Annotated in this window: 18 protein-coding genes and 1 pseudogene; 12 read left to right on the top strand and 7 right to left on the bottom strand. The window is 42.7% G+C overall.

The window, feature by feature from the left end; all coding sequences use genetic code 11:
* Window positions 1-342 precede the first annotated feature (342 nt).
* Together JMV76_RS13100 and JMV76_RS13095 are read left to right on the top strand one after the other, a co-directional pair.
* Window positions 343-894: a hypothetical protein gene (locus tag JMV76_RS13100; RefSeq protein ID WP_201503002.1), complete on the top strand. Its 552-nt coding sequence runs from the start codon at window positions 343-345 to the stop codon at window positions 892-894.
* Entirely contained in the window at window positions 873-1,550 is a 678-nt protein-coding gene (locus tag JMV76_RS13095; protein WP_201503031.1) for a cupin-like domain-containing protein, read from the top strand. The genes JMV76_RS13100 and JMV76_RS13095 overlap by 22 nt, the downstream gene beginning before the upstream one ends.
* A 104-nt stretch (window positions 1,551-1,654) precedes the next feature.
* On the opposite strand, the gene JMV76_RS13090 is transcribed toward JMV76_RS13095, so the two are convergent.
* Both JMV76_RS13090 and JMV76_RS13085 read right to left on the bottom strand, forming a co-directional pair.
* On the bottom strand, window positions 1,655-2,449 hold the full coding sequence (locus JMV76_RS13090) for a TrmH family RNA methyltransferase (protein WP_201503001.1): 795 nt from the start codon (window positions 2,447-2,449) through the stop codon (window positions 1,655-1,657).
* A 103-nt stretch (window positions 2,450-2,552) separates the two neighbouring features.
* Window positions 2,553-3,536 (bottom strand): class 1 fructose-bisphosphatase, encoded by a 984-nt coding sequence (locus tag JMV76_RS13085; protein WP_201503000.1) that lies wholly within the window; start codon window positions 3,534-3,536, stop codon window positions 2,553-2,555.
* A 416-nt stretch (window positions 3,537-3,952) separates the two neighbouring features.
* Here JMV76_RS13085 and JMV76_RS13080 point away from each other — a divergent pair, with 416 nt between their 5' ends.
* The 3 genes from JMV76_RS13080 to JMV76_RS13070 are packed head-to-tail and all read left to right on the top strand — an operon-like array spanning window position 3,953 to window position 6,839.
* A complete protein-coding gene (locus JMV76_RS13080) occupies window positions 3,953-5,026 on the top strand; it encodes an aspartate carbamoyltransferase catalytic subunit (RefSeq protein ID WP_045454424.1) in 1,074 nt (357 codons plus the stop codon).
* Window positions 5,027-5,086: 60 nt separating this feature from the next.
* Window positions 5,087-6,298: a dihydroorotase gene (locus tag JMV76_RS13075; protein ID WP_201502999.1), complete on the top strand. Its 1,212-nt coding sequence runs from the start codon at window positions 5,087-5,089 to the stop codon at window positions 6,296-6,298.
* Entirely contained in the window at window positions 6,291-6,839 is a 549-nt protein-coding gene (locus JMV76_RS13070; RefSeq protein WP_227690404.1) for a DUF2127 domain-containing protein, read from the top strand. Before JMV76_RS13075 ends, JMV76_RS13070 begins: the two co-directional genes overlap by 8 nt.
* Before the next feature lie 118 nt (window positions 6,840-6,957).
* Here JMV76_RS13070 and JMV76_RS13065 read toward each other — a convergent pair whose 3' ends face one another.
* The gene (locus JMV76_RS13065; protein WP_201502997.1) at window positions 6,958-8,232 is read right to left on the bottom strand and encodes a cation:proton antiporter; all 1,275 of its coding nucleotides are present in this window, start codon (window positions 8,230-8,232) and stop codon (window positions 6,958-6,960) included.
* A gap of 92 nt (window positions 8,233-8,324) precedes the next feature.
* Window positions 8,325-9,938: a DUF2254 domain-containing protein gene (locus tag JMV76_RS13060; RefSeq protein WP_201502996.1), complete on the bottom strand. Its 1,614-nt coding sequence runs from the start codon at window positions 9,936-9,938 to the stop codon at window positions 8,325-8,327.
* Between the two features lie 382 nt (window positions 9,939-10,320).
* Between JMV76_RS13060 and JMV76_RS15135 the strand changes: the two genes are divergently transcribed.
* Genes JMV76_RS15135 through JMV76_RS14920 form a run of 3 tightly spaced genes read left to right on the top strand, consistent with a single transcriptional unit; the run spans window position 10,321 to window position 11,160 of the window.
* On the top strand, window positions 10,321-10,446 hold the full coding sequence (locus tag JMV76_RS15135) for a hypothetical protein (protein WP_265090311.1): 126 nt from the start codon (window positions 10,321-10,323) through the stop codon (window positions 10,444-10,446).
* Window positions 10,395-10,835: an IS630 transposase-related protein gene (locus JMV76_RS14925; protein WP_227690407.1), complete on the top strand. Its 441-nt coding sequence runs from the start codon at window positions 10,395-10,397 to the stop codon at window positions 10,833-10,835. Before JMV76_RS15135 ends, JMV76_RS14925 begins: the two co-directional genes overlap by 52 nt.
* Entirely contained in the window at window positions 10,750-11,160 is a 411-nt protein-coding gene (locus tag JMV76_RS14920) for a transposase (RefSeq protein ID WP_227690402.1), read from the top strand. Before JMV76_RS14925 ends, JMV76_RS14920 begins: the two co-directional genes overlap by 86 nt.
* Before the next feature lie 20 nt (window positions 11,161-11,180).
* Here JMV76_RS14920 and JMV76_RS13050 read toward each other — a convergent pair whose 3' ends face one another.
* Together JMV76_RS13050 and JMV76_RS13045 are read right to left on the bottom strand one after the other, a co-directional pair.
* A complete protein-coding gene (locus JMV76_RS13050; protein ID WP_374190064.1) occupies window positions 11,181-14,123 on the bottom strand; it encodes a M66 family metalloprotease in 2,943 nt (980 codons plus the stop codon).
* A 165-nt stretch (window positions 14,124-14,288) separates the two neighbouring features.
* Window positions 14,289-15,830 (bottom strand): annotated as a pseudogene (locus tag JMV76_RS13045) (YihY/virulence factor BrkB family protein).
* A 418-nt stretch (window positions 15,831-16,248) separates the two neighbouring features.
* Here JMV76_RS13045 and wrbA point away from each other — a divergent pair.
* Both wrbA and JMV76_RS13035 read left to right on the top strand, forming a co-directional pair.
* Window positions 16,249-16,866, top strand: a complete 618-nt coding sequence (gene wrbA, locus JMV76_RS13040; protein WP_201502995.1) for an NAD(P)H:quinone oxidoreductase — start codon at window positions 16,249-16,251, stop codon at window positions 16,864-16,866.
* A gap of 62 nt (window positions 16,867-16,928) precedes the next feature.
* Window positions 16,929-17,405 (top strand): hypothetical protein, encoded by a 477-nt coding sequence (locus tag JMV76_RS13035; protein WP_198330452.1) that lies wholly within the window; start codon window positions 16,929-16,931, stop codon window positions 17,403-17,405.
* 89 nt (window positions 17,406-17,494) lie between these two features.
* On the opposite strand, the gene JMV76_RS13030 is transcribed toward JMV76_RS13035, so the two are convergent.
* Window positions 17,495-18,265 carry a DUF3108 domain-containing protein gene (locus JMV76_RS13030; RefSeq protein WP_201502994.1) on the bottom strand — a complete coding sequence of 257 codons (771 nt, stop codon included), beginning with the start codon at window positions 18,263-18,265 and terminating at the stop codon, window positions 17,495-17,497.
* A 538-nt stretch (window positions 18,266-18,803) separates the two neighbouring features.
* Between JMV76_RS13030 and JMV76_RS13025 the strand changes: the two genes are divergently transcribed.
* Complete coding sequence (locus tag JMV76_RS13025) at window positions 18,804-19,097, top strand: co-chaperone GroES (RefSeq protein ID WP_041757514.1); 294 nt, start codon at window positions 18,804-18,806, stop codon at window positions 19,095-19,097.
* Window positions 19,098-19,202: 105 nt separating this feature from the next.
* On the top strand, window positions 19,203-20,852 hold the full coding sequence (gene groL / locus JMV76_RS13020; RefSeq protein ID WP_109591437.1) for a chaperonin GroEL: 1,650 nt from the start codon (window positions 19,203-19,205) through the stop codon (window positions 20,850-20,852).
* Window positions 20,853-21,152: the final 300 nt, after the last annotated feature.

Genomic DNA, 21,152 nt, shown 5'->3' with positions numbered 1-21,152 from the left:
TTTGAACAGTTAAGCGTTTAATGTCGCTTAATATATCATAAGTCATAAAGCCTTCGGTTCAATGAATCGAAGGCTTTTTTGTGGAGTATTGTCAATGCTGACATGATTTCGCTGTTTCTTGTATAGCTACAGTTCATCTTGTTTTATCTGCATTTTTGAACTGCGGACATGCTCTAGTCAAATGGATAAATGTCCGCTACTATATGAATGTAAGCTATTATATTAATGTTATAGTTTAATTTGTAGAGCAAGATTATAGTGATAATTAACTGACTATACTCAATAATAGATGATTACATGATAGACCAATTAATTAGTACATTAAGGGATTAGGAGATGCTAATGAAGGCAGAATTAAACACGTCAGAACGCTTACCTCAGGAATGGAATGACTGGGTAGCGACTAATATAATTCGTGGTGTCCAACCAGAGACAATTGTTCAAACGCTAAAGGATAATCACTTTTCAGACGCTCAAATCAAAGCCGCTCTGAGTGATCACACCAAGGTGGCGGCAAACAACAGTAAACAATCAATTCGTAGACTGCCAAATAATTGGAAAGGATGGGTCGCTACCAATTTGCTTGAAGGCACGAGTAAAAACAGTATTGCGAAAGTATTGGCTAAGCAAGGCTTTAGTCACGCAGAGATATTGCTAGAAATAGAGACGGCCTCTAAAAGCCCTTACCTACAAGCAGGCATTAAAGCCGCTAAGCTACTAAAAAAACGAGAATGGCTTCTTAATACCTGTGACGACTTAGCCAAGTTAGATCCCGGATACAACAAACAAATTGAGGTGATTGATACGCCGCCGTTTGAGGTATTTATCAAGGATTATTATAGTAAGCATAAGCCTGTGGTGCTTAAAAAGGTATCGATCATTGGCCAGCACTGAAGAAATGGAGTCCGCATTATTTCGCAGATACGCTAGGCGATGCGGAAATTCAGGTGCAGTTTAATCGCGAGACTGATGTTCTTTTTGAACGTCATTCCGATAAGTATCGTAAATCAATGCTGATGTCTGAATTTGTCAATATGATAGAAAATGATGGTGAAAGTAATAACTACTATATGACTGCTAATAACACACAACAAAACGTTGAAGCCATTAGACCAGTATTGAATGACATCGGTGATTTTGGTGAAGGATATCGCCATCTTCTAGATAATGATGCAGCTTTTAGTACCTATTTCTGGATGGGACCCAAAGGCACCTTTACGCCATTGCATCATGACTTAACTAACAACATGTTGGTTCAAGTGTATGGCACTAAGAAAGTTACGTTGATTCCAGCGTGGCAAGTACCTTGGCTCTATAATGATTTGCACGTTTATAGTGAAGTAAATTTTCCTGATTTTGATTTAAAGGAACATCCATTAATGCAGCATGTGACCCCAGTTGAAGTCACTATTAAAGCTGGCGAGGCGCTATTTATTCCTATAGGGTGGTGGCATTGTGTGAATGGACTGGAGAAATCCATTAGCATTAGTTTTACTAACTTTAATGCACCAAACAACTATTCTGCAAGCTTTATGGAAGCACAAGGTTAGTTTCTATATGTAGTTGAGAAAATAAATTCTACCTAAAGCATTGACTGAATCACTATATGTATTCAGTCAATGCTTTACATGTGCTACATACATGACAGAATATTTTAGGCATAGTTTCTTTGACGTAGCGTTTCATATAAGCATAATGAGCCTGCAATGGCGACATTCAGACTTTCTTGACCATTAGGCTGTGGTAGAGCGATAGGGGTGGCGCACTGCATCAGCTCATCACAAACGCCTTGACCTTCATGACCCATAATCCAAGCAATAGGTTGCTTTAAGTCATGTTGATAAATGACTGTATCAGTATGGGAGCTGGTGGCAAATAGCGGTGTTTGTACATGTTTCAAAACATCTTGCACACTTAGACCTTCATAAATAGTCAGAGCAAACTGAGCGCCCATGCCTGCTCGTAATGTCTTAGGGGACCACGCTTGTGCTGTCGCACTGGTACAGAGTATGTTCTTGATGCCAACCGCTGCTGCGGTGCGTAATAGGGTGCCCACATTGCCACTGTCTTGCACATCATTTAAAATCAAGCAGTCATTATCAATCATCGATAAACGAGGTGTTGGTACTTTAATGATTGCCATGATATCGATACCAGTACCTAAGCTACGAATGCTCTCATACAGCGAATTTGATAACGTTAAAATAGGCGTATAAGTAGGCAAGCGCGTCAAAATTTGCTGAACCTCAGGATGGTTGTGCGCAGACTCTGCGAGTAGGATTTGGACAAACGGGTAGTCGCTACGCAGCGCCGCATCGATGAGATGGACGCCCTCAATCACCGTTTGCCCTTGCTTCTTCCGCTGCCGCGCTTGCGTTAACAAGGATTTGACAAGTTTAACGGTCGTATTCTTATCTGAGGTAATAAGCTCGGTGGGATTTGCTACCATAGTGGATCGCTTAGAAAAAAATATAAAAAAATTAAACGATCAGTATAAAGCTTATAAATGCTCTGGCTTTATACTGACTGTTATCAAAGTAAAGGCAAAGAGTTTATTTATCAGCGTAATTTACATGCAGACTTTTAACATAATCGACTTCATTTTTGCTGCCTAGTACCACTGGGACGCGTTGGTGAATATCGGTTGGCTCTATGTCTAAAATGCGATTGACTGCATCAGTAGCAGCGCCACCCGCACGCTCAATCAATAAGCTCATTGGATTGGCTTCATACATCAAGCGTAATTTGCCCGCTTTATTGGCATATTTGGTATCGAACGGATAAGTGAAGAGACCACCGCGACATAAAATACGATGCACATCACCGACCATGGCAGCCACCCAGCGCGTATTAAAATCGCGACCACGAACACCCGTTTCGCCGGCAATTAACTCATCGATATACTGCTGCATGGGTGCGCGCCAGTAGCGGTAGTTTGAAGCATTGATGGCGTATTCGCTGGTATCGGCATTGATGTGCACGTTTTCTTGTATCAATACATAATCGTTAGTGTCAGGATCTAGGCTAAACATCACGACATGATCGGCGATAGTTAGCGCTAGTACGGTAGAGGTACCATATAACAAATAACCGGCGGCTAACTGTTGATTACCCGCTTGCAAGAAGTCGCTATTCTCACTGACTTGACCTTGGCGCTGGTACGGTAAAATAGAAAAGATAGTGCCAACGGCCATATTAATATCGATGTTTGATGAACCATCAAGTGGATCGAACAATACCAACAAACTGCCATCTGCATTAGCAGGGGTAGCATCGTCAAGCTCTTCTGAGGCAACACCTGCACAATGGGTATTTTTCGCCAAAGCATCTAATAATAAGTCATTGGCCAGTACGTCTAGTTTCTTTTGCTCTTCACCTTGGACGTTTTGGTTGCCAGCTTCGCCTAGAATGTCTGCTAGCGCTCCTTTTCTCAATAATTGTGAGATGGTTTTACCCACGTCAGTGACAGTCGTAATAACGTCACTCAGTGCAGGATTGGGCGAATAATCATTGAGATAGTCTGTAAGGGTTGTCATAAGGCTTCCTAATAAATGCTGTTAAAATAAAGGCTACTGAAACTAAGGATTAAATAAGGGGTTGGAAAATCGGTTGGGTCGCACGTTACAGACCTAAATCTGGTAAATTTTTAAATACCTCGCACGGCATCTTTGTCCTGACCACAAAATCAGCTACACTATCACTATTATTATTTATTTATCGTTTGGCTAAGCGGATTTTTGATGATGGTTTTGACAGGTCTATGGCTACTGCCCAAGAGGATAACAATGGCTGTTTTTTACGGCGCTATGTCTCTCACTGCCACTGGGGTAAATTGTAGCAAATAAGTGCCAAAATGTCCTTGTCTCTGTGCTTATCGTCGACTATAAATCGCCAAAAAACGCATAAATAATGATTATTAAATCATATAAACCAACAATAAAGACCTGCCATTATGCCAAATTCTATCGATAGCCGCTCAACTCAGACCGTCTCGCCAACGGATTATGCCAAATTCGACCCTGATACCATTCATGAGAAACTTGATGCGTCGTTAAGTCGTCCGCAGCTTAATAGCGATGGCAGTATTCGTCATTTTTTGGGGGTAGAAGGTCTTAATAAGGCGCAGTTGCAGGCTATTATTGCCAAAGCAGAGACGTTTTTTGATGATAACGGACAGCTCATTAACCGTCCTGAGCTCGAAGGCTATACGGTAATGAATTTGTTTTTTGAACCGTCAACGCGTACCCGTACGACCTTTGAAGTAGCCGAAAAGCGTCTCGGTGCCAATGTGCTCAATATCGATATCGAGCGCTCTAGTACCAAAAAAGGTGAAAGCTTGCGCGATACGCTGTGGAACCTACAAGCCATGACGGCAGATATCTTTGTGGTACGGCATTCAGCATCAGGTGCTGCCCATTTTATGGCAACAGAGGTGACACCCGATATTGCTATTATTAATGGCGGCGATGGCTGGCATGCGCATCCAACCCAAGGGATGCTAGATATGCTGACCATTCACCGTGAAGCGCCGCGCCCATTTGAGGAGCTGTCAGTGGCTATCGTTGGCGATATCAAGCATTCGCGAGTGGCGCGCTCAGATATCAGTGCACTACAGACCTTAGGTGTCAAAGACATTCGCGTCTGTGCGCCGCGTACCTTATTACCGAAAGGTATTGAGCGTTTTGGGGTACAAGTCTATGAAGATATGAATGAATGTGTCACGGACTGTGATGTCATTATGGGATTAAGAATTCAAAACGAACGTATCGGCTCGCCGCTGCTGGCATCATCGAGTGAATATTATAAACACTATGGTATTACACCAGAGCGCATGGCGTTGGCTAAGCCCGATGCGTTGGTCATGCATCCAGGGCCGATGAATCGCGGTGTTGAGATTGCATCAAGCGTTGCTGATGGCGACCAGTCAGTGATTTTAAAACAGGTGAATAACGGCATCGCTATTCGTATGGCAGTACTGTCGCTAGCTATGGAAGGTCAGCGCGCTCACCAAGCTGCGAGTAAATAATCCTCTGCCTCGCTGTTTTATATTTATTTATCCCATTTTATTGATACGGTAATAACGCTCATGACAACTATGTTAAATACGGATGCACCGATACTTAACCATCTTCCTCAATCATTTAAAGACTCACTATCAAGTGCTGCGACAGATAAGTTGGCGTCACTCGAAGCTGGTCGTGAAATGTGGCTACTGCCGCCTTTGGTTGATTTGTGCGCCCGCCTACGTGAACCAGGTCAACAACAACATGGCACTTTGGAATCAGAAGGACGCGCTGCTCGCGCCAATGGTTTTTTGCATGTGGTCATTCCTCCTGATACCAATCCTATCTTAGAGAACGGTTCATTATTAAAAGGCTTACGTGAGCGCGCGCTTGGTGATGGCGGCATATATTTGCATATTTTGGGTGCGTTGACTGCTGGTTTAGAAGGTGAGCGCCCATCAAATATCGCTGGGCTTAAAAAAGGCGGTTGTATAGCCGTTTCTAATGCGCGCCGCCCTTTTCGCAATGATTTAGTATTACTGCGTACACTGGAATACGCCGCGACTTTTAATATGAAAGTATTCTTTTATCCTGATGAACCAAGTCTATCTGGTGATGGCGTGGCGCATGAAGGTTATATCGCGTCATATCATGGCTTGCAAGGGATTCCTTGGATCGCTGAAACGGTTGCCTTGTCAACGCAGTTGCTAATGGTTGAAGAAACGGGCATTGCTGCTCACTTTAGTCAATTATCCTGTAAATCTTCAATCGAATTGATGCGCTGGGCAAAAGATAAAGGTCTGCCCGTGACTTGTGATGTGGCGATGCATCAGTTATATTTGACCGATGATAATTTAGAGGGTTTTAATGCTCAAGCCTATGTATTACCACCCCTGCGTAGTAATACCGATCAGCAAGCCATCCGCCGTGGTCTAAAAGATGGCACCATTGATGCGATATGTAGCCATCATGAACCCTTGAACAGTACCGCTAAAAAAGCCCCATTTGCTGAGAGCACACCAGGCATCTCAAATTTTGATACCTTTATGGCGCTGGCTTGTCAGCTAGTCAATGATGAGGTGTTAACCTTAGAGCAACTTGTCGATAAAATCTGTCTCAATCCGGCGAAAATCGCTGGTATTAGTGAGCAATATGAAAAAATCGGCGGCGCAGTACTGGTGAATCCTAATTTGGAGTGGCAAGTGACCGCCCAATCCATGCTGTCTAATGGTAAAAACACGCCATTCTTTAATCAGCAGTTGCAAGGCCGCGTTGTGGAGACTTTCTTTGGCTAATTTGCCTAGGCAGGATGATAGTCTGCAACCATCCTCGAAGGATAACAATCATCACTTGCACAACCAAACCATAAAGTCGCACGGTACTGCCAGTGAATCTATCAAAGCGGTAGCAATCTATGAGGTGGTCAAAGGCGTCGGTGCGTTATTAGGGGCGGGGGCTTTATGGTCATGGCATACTGACCTTGAGCATTGGCTGACGACGGCGACAGATTCTTGGCAACAGACTTTTGGACAGCTACTGGCACCGCAAGTTGACAGTGCAGTACGGATTGCCCAGCAGGCAAGTAAAAACTGGTCATTATTTTTGTTATTAATCTTTGCTTACGCTAGCCTACGTTTTCTTGAGGCTTATGGCTTATGGCAAGATAAAACATGGGCGTATTGGTTTGGTGTGCTGGGTTATGGGGTGTTTATTCCTATTGAGCTTTACTATCTAATCGTTAGCCCATTTGATTGGTTTAAGCTTGGAATATTAGTCTCGAACCTTCTTATTGTGGTCGTGGTCTATCGTAATATGAAGCGTAAAGGATTGATATAAAAAAGGCGTATATAGCGGCTATCAAAAAAAACTGAATGTGTATGAAAAAGCCAGCGTAAGATACTCTCTTATGCTGGCCTTCTTTTGCTAAAACGATTGGCTTAAAACTGGTTATAAATTATGGCTTTGCTGTACTTTTATCAGTGCGAATGCTTTTGGCGACTTTGCCAATACTCAAACCTTGCACCAAGATAGAGAATATCACCACTGCATAAGTGAGCGCCAATAAGATATCGCGTTCGGTTCCCAGCGGCAGCTGCAATACTAAAGCAACCGAAATACCACCACGTAATCCGCCCCATGTCAGCACTTTCCATGCACCAGTCGGTAAATCGAGCTGACGATGAAAGGTTTTGGTCGTCATACCTACAACGATAAAACGCGCAACTAGGGCAATGACAATCGTCAAGCCAGCGGCGATAAATAAATTACCCGAATAAGCAATCATCACTACTTCTAAACCGATGAGTACGAATAAAATAGCATTGAGAATTTCATCGATTAATTCCCAAAATAAATCAATATAATGCCGCGTTTTATCGCTCATCGCCAATGCTCGTCCGCGATTACCGACCATCAGTCCCATCATCACCATGGCGAGTGGTCCTGATAAATGCCAATGGCTGGCGAGTGCATAACCACCTATCACACCAGCAAGCGTTAACAACACTTCTTCTTGATAGCTATCGATACTTTTCAGCATATAATACAGAATCGCCCCAAGTACTAAGCCAAAAATAATGCCGCCACCAGCTTCAACCGCTAGAGTATGCGCCACATAATTGACCGTCGGTATATCACCACTGGATAAAATCCCTAGCAGCAATACAAAGATGACGACGCCGATACCATCGTTAAATAATGATTCACCCGCGATGACCGTTTCTATACTTTTTGGCGCGCCAGCCGATGCCAAAATACCCATTACGGCAATGGGGTCGGTCGGTGATATTAGAGCACCGAATAGCAAACACCAAAGAAACGGCAAACCGAAACCAAGCAGCGGCAGCATAAAATAAAGCGCCGTGGCGATAAGCATCGCAGAGACGATGGTACCGACGCAAGCAAGGATGCCAATAGGCAGTTTATAACGTTTTAAATCGCTGATATTGACGTGCAGCGCCCCTGCAAATAACAGCATAGAGAGCATGCCATCTAATAAGACTTCGGTAAAATCAAGCTGCTCTAATAAGCTTACTTCATAATCAATCAGCTGATCAAATCCCAAAAATCCTAAAAATATGGCGCCAATAGATAATAAAATGGAGATAACCATCACGCCAATTGTGGTCGGTAGACCAATAAAACGATGGTTAACGTAAGTTAATAGGGCTGTGATTGATAAGAATATCGCGCTGATTTCAAGTATGGTTAGGCTACTGGTAGGGGCCATGAAAAAATTCTCAAGTAATGATGAATGGTCTTAAGCTTAGTGCTTACAAACACTAAATAGGTTTGATTTTAGTTTAGTTATCGTTTGTCTTTTTATTTTGATTGCGTTTGTAATGCTTGACGAATATGGGCGTCAAACGCGCTAACATAGTCAAAATACTGATGATGAGCATCGTTGCTAAGTATGAATTGTTGGGCTTGTTGGCACATCGCGCTCAAGTCATCTATCAGCTCTTGATAGCTTAGGTTTTCTTCTCCCGCGCGCTCAATCAGTTTTATCTCATGCAATAGGGTTTGCTGCTGTGCGTTATTTACGCGAGCATAACTTAGATTGACCATCGCCTGACATAGTGCTTTTAAGACCATCAAATCAGCTGCTGCATACCGACGTATCTCGCCAAGCGAGGTATTGATAAAATCAGATATTTTGGGAGTATGAGTAACTATGGCTAATATAGCCAAGCGTCGCTGTTTAACTTCGGCTTTCGATGAATCATCGTTTTGTGCCGGTGTATAAAAATGATAGGGACTGGGCGGCTGACGACGCATCATAATACTTAAGCAACTGGTCAGTGATTGTACGCAGTTGACCGCTGTTTTTGGATCATTGATACCAGGCGATAAGGCGCGGACGGCGATTTCAGTCATTTGTCCCAAGCTATAAGCAATATCGTTAGAATGAGTCAGTCGTTGTTCGATACGTATACAGCCGGCAAAACGTTGCCAAAAAAGCCCGTCAGGGGCACGCGGCACAACAGCTAAAGATGGCGTCGCTGTTTTTTGTCGATTGTTTGGATGACCTGCTGGACGCTGGTAAAAATAGCCGATGACGTTTTTGTCAGTGACATAATCACCAAGATTAATACGCATTTGCACCACGCCGCCATAGTCTTGTGTCAGTGTAATCAGTGACTCAAGGTAAAATTGTTGAACATAACCTGAGCTTGGTGGATAGATGGGCATCGCTGACCAGTGATGAAACTGTTCAATGTCATGATGTTCTATATCGCGTTGATGCTGGATATCGCAATGATCACGATACCAATAGTGAATATTATTAATCGCATCATTGCTGGCGTTTTGAATCACATGTGAGGCCTGAATGGCATGTACCATATGCTGTACAAAGTACACCAGCAACAGCGCACATATAATTGCCATGATAATCGCAAAAGTCACGGCGAGCTGTGGTACACCAAAAGCCACGTCATATTTATGGATGGATTTTAACACCAATAAACTATAGCTAAACGTGCCAATAAACGCTCCCAACACAAACTGGTTAGGTGTATCAGTTAAAAAATTGCGCAACAGCCGTGGGCCAAATTGCGAAGAGGCCATCGACAGCACGGCGATTGTAATGGAAAAGGTCGTGCCTGCTACGCCTAATACTGCACCTGCAATCGCTGTCATGATAGCGCGCGCCGCATCGTCGTCACCGGTAAAAGCAAAGGTAATCTCTCTGACAGTTTCGCGGTCAAAGTGTTGGTCGATAGTGACCAATAAAGGCGCAAGCAATATACCTACAATGACGCACGCCGTTGGGATAAACCAATAAGAGCTAATAAGCTGCTGCCATAGGTTTCTTAGTCGATCAGGCAAATCGGTCAGTGTCTGTAGTGACCATAACTGGGCAAACTGCTTTAGTCTGTGCGTTATTGTCAGCAATGCAGAGTTAAACCCGCCACTTTCAGGGTGTTTATTCAATATTATATGCTCCACAAGTGACCTAAAAAGTGACCCATTTTTTATTACTAAGCTACGATTTTGTTTGGCTAATAAAACCTCTTAAGAGTAAATTACCTTACCATATAAGCCACAAAGATTAAAAATTTAGTAAAAAAATAAGCCCCTATCATAGGAGCTTATTTTTAACATAATGAATTCTTTTGTTAACTGACCAAGTTGTTAACCCAAGTGCTTATCGCAGTGCTTACTTTTGCTAGCACTGATGGCTCTTCTTTACTGTCCATACTTAATGAACGCGTTTGCATATCATCCGTCGATACTAGCTGTTTTTGCAGACTATAGTCTAATCCAAATAAAACCGATACAATCCTATTAACAATTGCATTTAATGAAATAAACGATGACTTATTCAATAGACTATCGCAAGCAGGTACTTTCTAGCATCGCTAATGGTATGACCATACGTGAAGCTTCCTGTTTTATGGACTTAGCACCAGCACCATTCACAGCTGGCAGCAGAATTTAGCCCCTAAAACAACCAGAAATAAAGCACCGACTAAAATACCTGATGACGCATTGATTGAAGACGTAAGAAGATTCCCTGATGATTATAACTACGAAAGAGCTCGTCGATTAAATTGTAGTAAAACGGGCATCTTCAATGCTCTAAAGCGTCTTGGCATCAGTCAAAAAAAGACACTGGAGCATCCAAAAGCATGTCTGATAAAGAGAGCTCAGTATCAGAGTAGGCTTAGTAGCTTTATGCAGCAAGGTTATCCCATAGTATATATGGATGAAAGTGGCTTTGAGGCTGAAACTATCAGACCTTATGGCTATGCACCGATTGGAACCCCTTGTATTGATAGCTACAACTGGCAAGCAAAAACGTACCAACGTCATCGGTGCTCTCTATGAGAAAGTACTGTTTGCGCTTGATTACTTTGAACAGAATATCAACAGCCATATATTTTATGACTGGTGCAAGTTCACGCTTATTCCAAGTCTCAAGACTAAATGCGTGATTGTCATGGATAATGCTCGGTTTCATAAAAATAAGCGTATTCAGAGATTACTGAACAGGCATGGCCATCGCATTCTATGGCTGCCACCCTACAGTCCTGATCTCAACCCCATTGAAAAGAAGTGGGCACAAGCCAAGTTTTTACGCCAAGGTTGGATGGAGAATAATCTGCCTAAACTATTTCATGATATAGGTTGTATCGATTTTATAACGACTTAACTATATAGGCTGTATCGATTTTATAACGACTTAACTATATCTACGATTAACGGTAGATTATTACCAGTGGTTGCTAAGATAAAGCTTGGGTTTTTGGTTAACGTTGTCCACTTCTGATTCCAGCCACCACTACAATTGTAAGTAATTAAGCTTCCGCGATTATCTACTAAATTACCAGTACGCAAATCAAAGCATTTGCCACCTTGTTTGATTTGGTCAGTACCGTTCATCTCCCAAACTTGCGCTGGCGAGTCCAAGCTACAAGCACCTAAAACGACCCAAGAACCTTGTTCCGTTAAACACTGATCTAATGCCATTTTGCTGTGAATTTTACCTTTAAGATCGTAAATCCACTGTTCAGAGTCGTCACCAGTACAGCCACTTGGGCCACTAATAAAGCTATTTAACTTACCACCTTCTAGAGTTTCAACTTTAAGGCAGTTGTTGCCATTACGGATAGTAGTCACATTATCTAAAGGTTTATCATCTTGTAGCTCTAAATCTATAACAAACTTTTGAAATTCGGTAAGTGCTTCAGGCTCTTTTTTGATTAAATCCGTACGATAGACATTGACCCAGCGGTTTAGACGATTTAGAGTTTCTTGCTGCTTCTCATAACGCTCTAATGTTTGGAGTGCTAAAGGGCTAAGCTCATCACGATACTCTTTGTAAGAGTCATATAATAACTGACCATTGGCGTCTAAACTAATAGTCGAATGTTCTGCTTGAGCAAGAAGTTTCTGCTCTAAGATTGGCAATTCTATCTTTCTTAGTGCCGTATAGCCCTGTTCTTTACCAAAGGTAACCGCGGGTTTAATCGCATCACTATATTGACGAATATCAATGGTTGAGAGCTGTACTTGTGCTTCATTGGCTTTTTTACAGTATAAATCTACTTTTTTCGGGTTGTCTGCAATCGCTAAATTAACATGGAACTTATTGGCGTTACTGGTCATCCGATTAGGAGCCAACGCAATATCATTAATCGTGTTATTACTATAAGTAACGCTTAACCAGCAGCTTGCTGATTCAAGTGAGTTATTCGGTGTCGGTAACTCAAAGACGTTGCCCCAGTTACCACGTGCCTCAGGATAAATGATGCCTTTTTGCGCGACAGGGTCATAACCGCCTAAAATGGTAAATACTGGCACGCCTTGTAAGCGTGGTTTTAAGTAATTACCATTGGCACTGTTGTACCAAACGTTTTTGGATTCTTTCCACACTTTAGGCTGGATGACTTCCATCTTTCTAAGCTCAGCATTCCATTTCTTATAGCCAGTAGGTGAGTCAGCGTCGAATACTGCTTTATCAAATGCTGGCTGTATCTTAATTTTTGTACTATAACCCGTATAGTGAGTATAGTTTGAATAAGCGCCACTCTGTGATCCACCAGACATCGCATCGCGACCATAGCCATAGGTGGCTAAGAAAAGAGGTTTACCAGTGAGACCATCACCCTCGACCTGTCGTGGCCAGTCTAAGTTGCTGCGCATTTTGTTTCTGACGCCATTATAGCCCCAGCCACTATTGGCATGATGCTCGGCCCAAAAGAAATCGCCGTTCTGTTCACCAGGATAATGACCCAAGCCATAATGATGACCGATTTCGTGGCTGAATTCATTACCTTGAGAGTCGATTAGGGTCAACATACCATTACCGCCGCTTAAGCCGTGGTTATATTCACCATTCTTATATTTACCGCGAGCGTGATGCGCATTGACGTTCTGGGTCAATTGCGGTTGCTCTTGACTTTGCATTGAAGCACTGGTGACGCCCCAATTGGCTAAATTAATGCCAACACCAAAGGTTGATTTCGCGGTGTTTTCGCGCATATCACCAGCATAAACGCCAGCATCATTTGAGTCACTGACTGAATCATAAATAGTGCCATTGGCGACCATTACTTGTTCGAGCTTCATGTCATCATAGCTAGCAACGGTCATTTGTGCTGCTGGAATGGTTTGGAAGTAGTCTGAACCCGCTCTTTCTGGATCGCGTAGCATATAATGACCCCAAGATTGAGGTGCATCCGTTAACATGCCCAGACGGATATTGGTCAATACCAACTCACCAGGGGCGGCAAAATCTATGTTATCTTCTGACAATTCACCGCTACGATTTTGGTCATCCACAATGCGAATTTTGAGACCACCTTGTACCTCATCCCAGTTGAGTTTGGTTGACCATGCGCGCTTACTGTAAGCAACGCGTGCGCGCTGATCAGTGTTAGTCTGATCCGTGTCTGGGATTTGAGTCGGATCGGCTAAATTGACAGTTCGTAATAAAACCCAGTCTTTGTAAATTTCAGCCGCTAATTTATTAATATCACCCATTTCAAGCGTAGGCGTCACCAATAACAGCGCCTCTTTTTCTGCCGTCAGGCGCGGCATGTTTTTTGCTTCGTTACCCTGTGGATCAACGGTATGATTCTGCCCAAACTGTATCATCGCTTGAAAATCGCCAACCAAGTCTGGACGAATAGTACGAATTTCTCCCGCTCTACCATCGTGATCAAAAAACCCTAATAAATAAAAATCAGCAATATCTTTTTTTGGTTCTGGATATTTAATAGGCGTACTTGGTTCGAGTGGCGTAGCAGGAATACTCGTTACTGGCGGCTTAATAGGCGTGCTTGGCCCAATTGGCGTAGCAGGAATACTCGTTGCTGGTGGCTTAATAGGCGTAGCTGGCACAAGTGGCGTTGCAGGAATACTCGTTACTGGTGGTTTAATAGGCGTAGTTACCGGTGGCTTAACAGGCGTGCTAGGCTCAAGCGGTGTTGCAGGAATACTCGTTACGGGCGGCTTAACAGGCGTAGTGACGGGTGGTTTAACAGGCGGCGTTTCTACTGGTAGATTAACGGTTGGTGGTACAAGTGATGATGTGCTGCCATCACCTTCACCACAAGCAGAAAGCATAATGGATACGACACAAATGCTTAGCGCTTTTACTGGAAATGCTATTGTGTTTTTCAATTTATTGCCCTAATAATAGTTTAAGGCAATATAACAGCTGTGTTAGCATCTCGTACGACTTTTGTTCGGTGTATAATAATAAGTTATATTAAAACCTCTAGTGAAAACTAATTTTTATTATTCAATATGCCTCATTCGTTACTAACGCTTTTCTTAATTCGTCTTTGGGTTATCTGATTCAGTAATGATATCGTCTTTATAATTAAAGAGATTACCATTGGTTTTAATTTGAGAGTCATTCAAATCTTTAGGAATAAGAATCTCATTGTCCCGCTCATCGCATTCAATATCACTGTCTTTATCATAAGCTATTGGGTCAAAGTGTGGGGTGTCTTTGATCGGCTCATTCTTGTCTAATGCTGCAGTGGTCGCCGAAGTTTTTCTAAATAAATTTGATTGACCGCCTTTGATGCCTTTTCCATTAGAATCAGCTTTTTTACGTGGCTCACTATTGGCAAAAATAGCATTTAACGGTAGATCTAACTGTTGCTTGGCATAAGCTTCCGTATTTTCAAAACGATTGACTAGCAAGCTAAGCCAAGGTTTTTGATCCTCTGGCCCCATCTCATCTAGCTCATCTTTGATAGGCAAGGGGTAAGGTAGGGTGCGATAAAAATCCCATAATGTCATTTTGCTCAAATCTCTCTTAAGCACATAATCATTATCTTCAGTCATGGTGATTAAATTGCTGTCTTGCAGATAATTAATATAGGTATACCATTTTGGTAGCTCTTTGCGTCCTAATACATTACGTAACGCTTGTTCGCTTACCGCTTCGCCTTTTAAGTGATGGGTATAAACGAGGTTTAGCATATCGAGCAAACTTAGGAGCGGATGGCGTGGGTAAACCTCTTCAGTCTCAAAAATCGTCAAGGTATAGCTAATCTCAACACCCAACAGAATTAAATTCCAAGACAAATATATCCATAATAAGAAGATGGGCAGTGCCGCAAAAGCCCCGTAAATCGCTTCATAACTGGTGAAGTTTGCCATTACTGTACCAAACAGGTGCTTCATCAGCTCAAATACGATAGCGACGAAGAGACCAGCAATGGCTGCATTTTTCGCGGGTACGCGTGCTTTTGGGATGAACCAGTACATACCAATAAAGCCTGCGACAGTGATCCCAATGGATACGGCTTGTACCCAAAAAGACCAGTCAATGCCCTAACCAGCGATTTGTTGATTTAAAAAACTCAAAATTTGTACCGCGCTTGAAGCAAGAAATGCCGTACCCAGTACTAACGGTCCTAACGTGACGATGGTCCAATAGCGCAGCATACTTTTCATACCGCCAGAGCGATTTTCTACCCGCCAGATTTGGTTAAATGCGCGCTCGATGGTTGTTAACGTCATAATGGTCGTAAAAAATAACACCATTGCCCCAATGATGGTTAGATTTGAGGATTTTTCAGCGAAGCTATTGATATACTCACTGACCTGCATGCTGGATTGTGGTAGCAAGTTACTATAAATCACTTCATATATCTGTGCTCTAACGGACGCAAGTGCGGGTACAGAAGATAGGATCATCAATAGGACGGTTAGGACGGGTACAATTGACAACATAGTCGTGTAGGTCAGTGATGCCGCTTTTTGCTGGCAATTGTCTTCAAAAAAGTGCCGAGTCAAGAATCGTAAGAATTGAAACCAGCGTTGATGTAAAAACGGGATTTTTTTTGATAAATTTTCCATATCGACCATTTAGCAGGTGTTTGAGTGACAGTAGTGTAACAAAGATATGCTGTTATCATCTGCGGTTTAATTGTGTCAAAATGCACAGCAGCAACCTCTCTAGCAGGTTATTAGCGACAATGTGTACCAAGGCTGTTTGCATGTCGGTGAATGACTGGGGCATAATATATGTCTATATTGCGGTATCTGTCACATATTATGTATATAGTCATTCCACTATTAAATTATTCCAGCGTTAACCTCGCTTGAAGTATTTAATATACATCTACACTCGGTTGCCTTGTACTATTTTTAAATTGAATCGACTATAGCTACATAATAAGTAAGGTTTTATGCTAAAGAAATAGACTGCATAGAAGCTGTTGTAGGTGATGAGAATCAACAATAACATTAATGGTTTTATGAGGAAGTATTGCTAATGAGTCAGACCGCCCCTTATGTTTTGGTACTCTATTATTCAAATTACGGTACGACTAAGACATTGGCTTATGCTATCGGTCAGGGTATTGAGGATGCTGGTATGACAGCCCGTATCCGTACTGTACCAACGGTTGCACCCGAGACCACATCGAGCAAGCCTGCGATACCTGATGAAGGTGACTTATATTGCACTATGGACGATCTAAAAGACTGTATGGGTTTGGCGCTTGGTAGCCCGACGCACTTCGGTAATATGGCTGCTCCCATGAAATATTTTTGGGACAATACGGTCACTATTTGGCTGGCAGGTAATTTACAGAACAAACCTGCTGCTGTATTTACTGCGACCGGCTCGATGCATGGCGGTCAAGAGACGACATTGCTGACCATGATGTTGCCGTTGATGCATCACGGCATGATCCTTGTTGGTGTGCCTTATGCTGAGCCTGCGCTTAATCGTACTCATCGTGGTGGCTCGCCTTATGGTGCCAGCCACGTGAGTGGGGCGTTGCATGATCAACCTGTCTCAGCAGATGAGCGCGAGTTGGCTATCGCCCAAGGTCGGCGCTTGGCTATTAGTGCTACTGCATTGGCGCAAGCTAACTGGACTCGCTAAGCGGATTTTTATAGCATGCAACGTCTTATATAACGCTATTAATTAGGAAGTAAATATATCTAATGGTCACTAACCGCTCCGATAGTGAGATAAGCGCACCAGCCAAAAAATCTGCCAAAGCTGCTAAGCTTAAAAAGCCAATTACGCCCATTCGTCAGCGCTTGATGGTGACTTGGCTGATTTGGTTGGTTTATAGACTGCTTGGGCTACCTATTTTTATCAATGTTTTTAATCCCAGTAGTCCTGATATCATTGGCGGTATCGCCTGGCAAGCATTATGGCTAGTGCCAGCATTTATTTTGACGCCCGCGATACTACGTGGTCGTTCGCCATATGTGCTATTGATAGGCAGTATGCTTACCTTGGTTTATTTGGGGGCGAGTGGTGTGGTGCTGTTTACCCGCGTTTACGGCAGCAGTTGGGCAGAGATAGTGGTTTATCTGCTTGATTTTGTCTTATTACTGGCAATCAATATTTGGTTATTTATTCTACTAAAGCGTCTTCCTTCAATGAACAACGTCGTTAAGCAGCCACGTTAGTTGATTTAGCGAAGTTTCAGACAAAAAAAGCGGCACTCTAAATAGAGTGCCGCTTTTTTTATGCTATTTCTGCTTATTTAATAAAAAGCTTAATTTACTTTGGTTAATTCTAAATCCATCTTTTTGCCATCATTAATTTGGCTAACTTTTACTGGTAGGTAATCTAAGCTTGGTGCGAGCCAAAAACTGGTAGAACGACTATTGTCATCGTGGATACGGTCGACACGTACGGTATCAAATGTGCCAGCTGGAACGGTAATCTTGGTGTTACCAGATTTTTTGAAAGGGGTTTTCTCTATTTTGTCTTTTTTCGCCATGTAATAGTTGCCAGAGAATTTACCGTTCAATAAATCTTGGCGAATTTGCACTTCCAAACTTAAATCATCAAAAGCTTGTTGTGCCATGTTCATGGTCGTCGATTTGCCTTTATAGTTACTCACCACCTTTTTACTGCTTGGATTAAAGTCTAATTTATGCGTACGACCAACGCCTAATAGCTTATAAGTGGTGCTGGCTTGAGTCGGAATGACATTATTACCGTTGATGGTGAAAGTGCTGTTTTGCGAAGCGCTTGCGACACCTGCCACCCGAGCATTGACATTATATTTCCAAGTATTGCCAGATTTGTTAAGCGTGCGAGTAGCCGTACCTTTATATTTGTCCTCAACGGTGAAGCTATAGTTGGCGCTTGAAGGTTCGATATTCTTTGCGCTGGCAAGGGTTGGTGCAGTCATACTTATCACTCCAATCGTAGCAATACTGGCCCCAGTGGTTAGGGCGGTTAAAAACTTAGACTTGCTACGTTTAGTATTATTAGTATCGGTTGTTAATGACTTTTGATCGTTTGATAAAAAACTCATGGACATTCCTTAATCGCTATTTATGGCATTGCTTATAACTATTGTTATTTTCTCAAGGACTATAATGGTCATGTTCTGCTATCTTTTCAAGAGTGCCAGCTGTCCCTGTGGTGTTGCTATTGTAGTCAAGGTTGCTGACATCGAGCGCGATATCATCAGGCGTCACTTGCTGTAACTTGAGTAAGCAGGAGTAAGGTGATCGGTCAGTTGTAAATGATATGCGGTAACTTATCGGTGTTGAAATTTAGCACTCATATGGCTGCTTTTAACATCGTGCTAAGGCCTTTAATACGGTGCAATCCAATCAAATGACTGTTCATAAACGTCATTACCAACTAAATAATCCACGATATGCAAAATTCTTGTAAATTTTTGGGCTTTACACTTGAAGCTAACTCACTTTGCCCCCACTTTTTGATACAAGCTCAAAGCTTATCTTTAGAATGCTGTTTTAAGCAGTAACGCCTATAGATATTGGTATTGAGACCATTAATTCAAATAAACCCTTACTGCAAATAACCAAATTATTGGAGACATATTGATGAATATTCGTCCTTTACATGATCGCATCGTTGTCCGCCGCATAGAAGAAGAAACAAAAACGGCTGGTGGTATCTTGCTTCCTGGTTCTGCTCAAGAAAAACCTTCACAAGGTGAAGTGCTCGCCACTGGTAATGGTCAGATTCGTGACAACGGCGAAACTCGCGCGTTAGATGTAAAAACTGGCGACAAAGTCTTGTTCGGTCAATATGCTGGTCAAACCGTGAAAGTTGACGGCGAAGAACTATTGATTATGAAAGAATCTGATGTATTGGGTGTGTTAGAAGGCTAGTCCTTTTTGAGTATTTTTATACTCAGCGCATTTTGACAACATTATTGAAAAATCATTGAAACATTTAATTGCATTCTCATACTTATAATAGTGGAGTAATTTAACATGGCAAAAGACGTAAAATTCGGCATTGATGCCCGTAAACAAATGATGGATGGCGTAAACATCCTAGCAAATGCAGTACGCGTAACCCTAGGTCCTAAAGGGCGTAACGTGGTTATCGATAAATCATTTGGCGCGCCTACCATCACTAAAGATGGTGTTTCGGTTGCCAAAGAAATCGAGCTTGAAAACAAATTTGAAAACATGGGCGCTCAATTGGTCCGTGAAGTGGCTAGCCGCACAAATGATGTCGCTGGTGATGGTACGACGACTGCGACTGTATTGGCGCAATCTATCTTGCAAGAAGGCATGAAGTCAGTTGCTGCTGGCATGAACCCAATGGATCTAAAACGCGGTATCGATAAAGCGGTGCGCGCTGCTGTTGAGCAAATTCATTTGCTGGCTACACCAGCTGACGATTCAAAAGCGATTGCTCAAGTGGGCTCTATCTCTGCCAACTCAGATACCAAAATCGGTGAGCTAATTGCTCAAGCGATGGAAAAAGTCGGTAAGCAAGGCGTGATCACCGTTGAAGAAGGTTCAAGCTTCGAAGATACCTTAGAAGTTGTCGAAGGTATGCAGTTTGACCGTGGTTATATCAGCCCGTACTTTGCTAACAAGCAAGACAGCTTAACTGCTGAATTTGAAAACCCATATATCTTGTTGGTTGATAAAAAAATCAGCAATATCCGTGAAATCGTGCCATTACTTGAGCAAGTGATGCAGCAGAGCAAGCCATTGCTAATCATCGCTGAAGACGTAGAAAACGAAGCATTGGCGACATTGGTTGTCAACAACATGCGTGGCGGCTTGAAAACTTGTGCCGTTAAAGCACCAGGTTTCGGCGATCGTCGTAAAGCCATGCTTGAAGATATCGCAACGCTAACGGGCGGTACTGTGATTTCTGAAGAGATTGGTCTAAGTTTAGAGACTGCTACTCTTGAGCAACTTGGTACAGCTAAGAAAGTCACTGTCGGTAAAGAAAACACTGTGATTGTTGATGGCGCTGGTAACTCTGCTGACATCGAAAATCGCGTTGAATCTATCAAACGTCAAGTTGAAGAATCAACGTCTGACTATGATAAAGAAAAGCTTCAAGAACGTATGGCTAAACTGGCAGGCGGCGTTGCCGTTATCAAAGTTGGCGCTGCGACTGAAACTGAAATGAAAGAGAAGAAAGATCGTGTTGACGATGCGCTACATGCGACTCGTGCAGCGGTTGAAGAAGGCGTTGTCCCTGGCGGCGGTGTTGCCTTAGTTCGTGCAATGAATGCATTGTCTGAGCTACGTGGCGATAACGATGACCAAAACGCGGGTATCAATATCTTACGTCGCGCAATGGAAGCACCATTACGTCAAATCGTTACCAACGCTGGCGAAGAAGCATCAGTGGTAGTCAACGAAGTGAAGAGTGGCAGCGGTAACTACGGTTACAACGCAGCTTCTAGCGAATACGGCGATATGCTAGAGATGGGTATTCTTGATCCAGCTAAAGTAGCTCGTTCAGCGCTAGAAAATGCAGCATCTGTAGCTGGCTTAATGCTAACGACCGAAGTCATGATTACTGATTTGCCACAAGGTGATGACGGTATGGCTGGCATGGGCGGTGCTGGTGGAATGGGCGGTATGGGTGGAATGGGCGGTATGATGTAATTTATGCCTCGACTAAATTTGTACGACGTTGTTAACCTCGCTCGATGTACTATTAGTACAATCTTCACTTGGTCGCCTAGTCGTACTGCTTTAGTCAATCCATAAAGCGCTTTTCGCTAGAAGTATGATTTTGTCATAACGTTTATTTGATCATTAGAAGCTCTGTTATCGGAAGATAGCAGGGCTTTTTTTTGCCTAATTTTTAAAGCGCTACTCATTGGTATATGAGGTAATCACGGTTTTATATACATTCATTCGATAGTGCTGGATAAGTGTTTTATGCTTGGGAAGGTTGCCAAT

This window comes from Psychrobacter cibarius, assembly GCF_904845955.1.
Taxonomy (GTDB): domain Bacteria; phylum Pseudomonadota; class Gammaproteobacteria; order Pseudomonadales; family Moraxellaceae; genus Psychrobacter; species Psychrobacter cibarius_B.
The sequence above is the reverse complement of the archived record's forward strand: the minus strand, read 5'-3'. Positions and strand labels throughout refer to the sequence as shown.

What these genes read in the sequence shown, in the direction of transcription:
- JMV76_RS13100 (WP_201503002.1), top strand. Translation starts at nt 343, where the DNA reads ATGAAGGCAGAATTAAACACGTCAGAACGCTTACCTCAGGAATGGAAT.
- JMV76_RS13090 (WP_201503001.1), bottom strand. Translation starts at nt 2,449, where the DNA reads ATGGTAGCAAATCCCACCGAGCTTATTACCTCAGATAAGAATACGACC.
- JMV76_RS13085 (WP_201503000.1), bottom strand. Translation starts at nt 3,536, where the DNA reads ATGACAACCCTTACAGACTATCTCAATGATTATTCGCCCAATCCTGCA.
- JMV76_RS13080 (WP_045454424.1), top strand. Translation starts at nt 3,953, where the DNA reads ATGCCAAATTCTATCGATAGCCGCTCAACTCAGACCGTCTCGCCAACG.
- JMV76_RS13075 (WP_201502999.1), top strand. Translation starts at nt 5,087, where the DNA reads ATGACAACTATGTTAAATACGGATGCACCGATACTTAACCATCTTCCT.
- JMV76_RS13065 (WP_201502997.1), bottom strand. Translation starts at nt 8,232, where the DNA reads ATGGCCCCTACCAGTAGCCTAACCATACTTGAAATCAGCGCGATATTC.
- JMV76_RS15135 (WP_265090311.1), top strand. Translation starts at nt 10,321, where the DNA reads ATGACTTATTCAATAGACTATCGCAAGCAGGTACTTTCTAGCATCGCT.
- JMV76_RS14920 (WP_227690402.1), top strand. Translation starts at nt 10,750, where the DNA reads ATGGCTATGCACCGATTGGAACCCCTTGTATTGATAGCTACAACTGGC.
- wrbA (WP_201502995.1), top strand. Translation starts at nt 16,249, where the DNA reads ATGAGTCAGACCGCCCCTTATGTTTTGGTACTCTATTATTCAAATTAC.
- JMV76_RS13035 (WP_198330452.1), top strand. Translation starts at nt 16,929, where the DNA reads ATGGTCACTAACCGCTCCGATAGTGAGATAAGCGCACCAGCCAAAAAA.
- JMV76_RS13030 (WP_201502994.1), bottom strand. Translation starts at nt 18,265, where the DNA reads ATGAGTTTTTTATCAAACGATCAAAAGTCATTAACAACCGATACTAAT.
- groL (WP_109591437.1), top strand. Translation starts at nt 19,203, where the DNA reads ATGGCAAAAGACGTAAAATTCGGCATTGATGCCCGTAAACAAATGATG.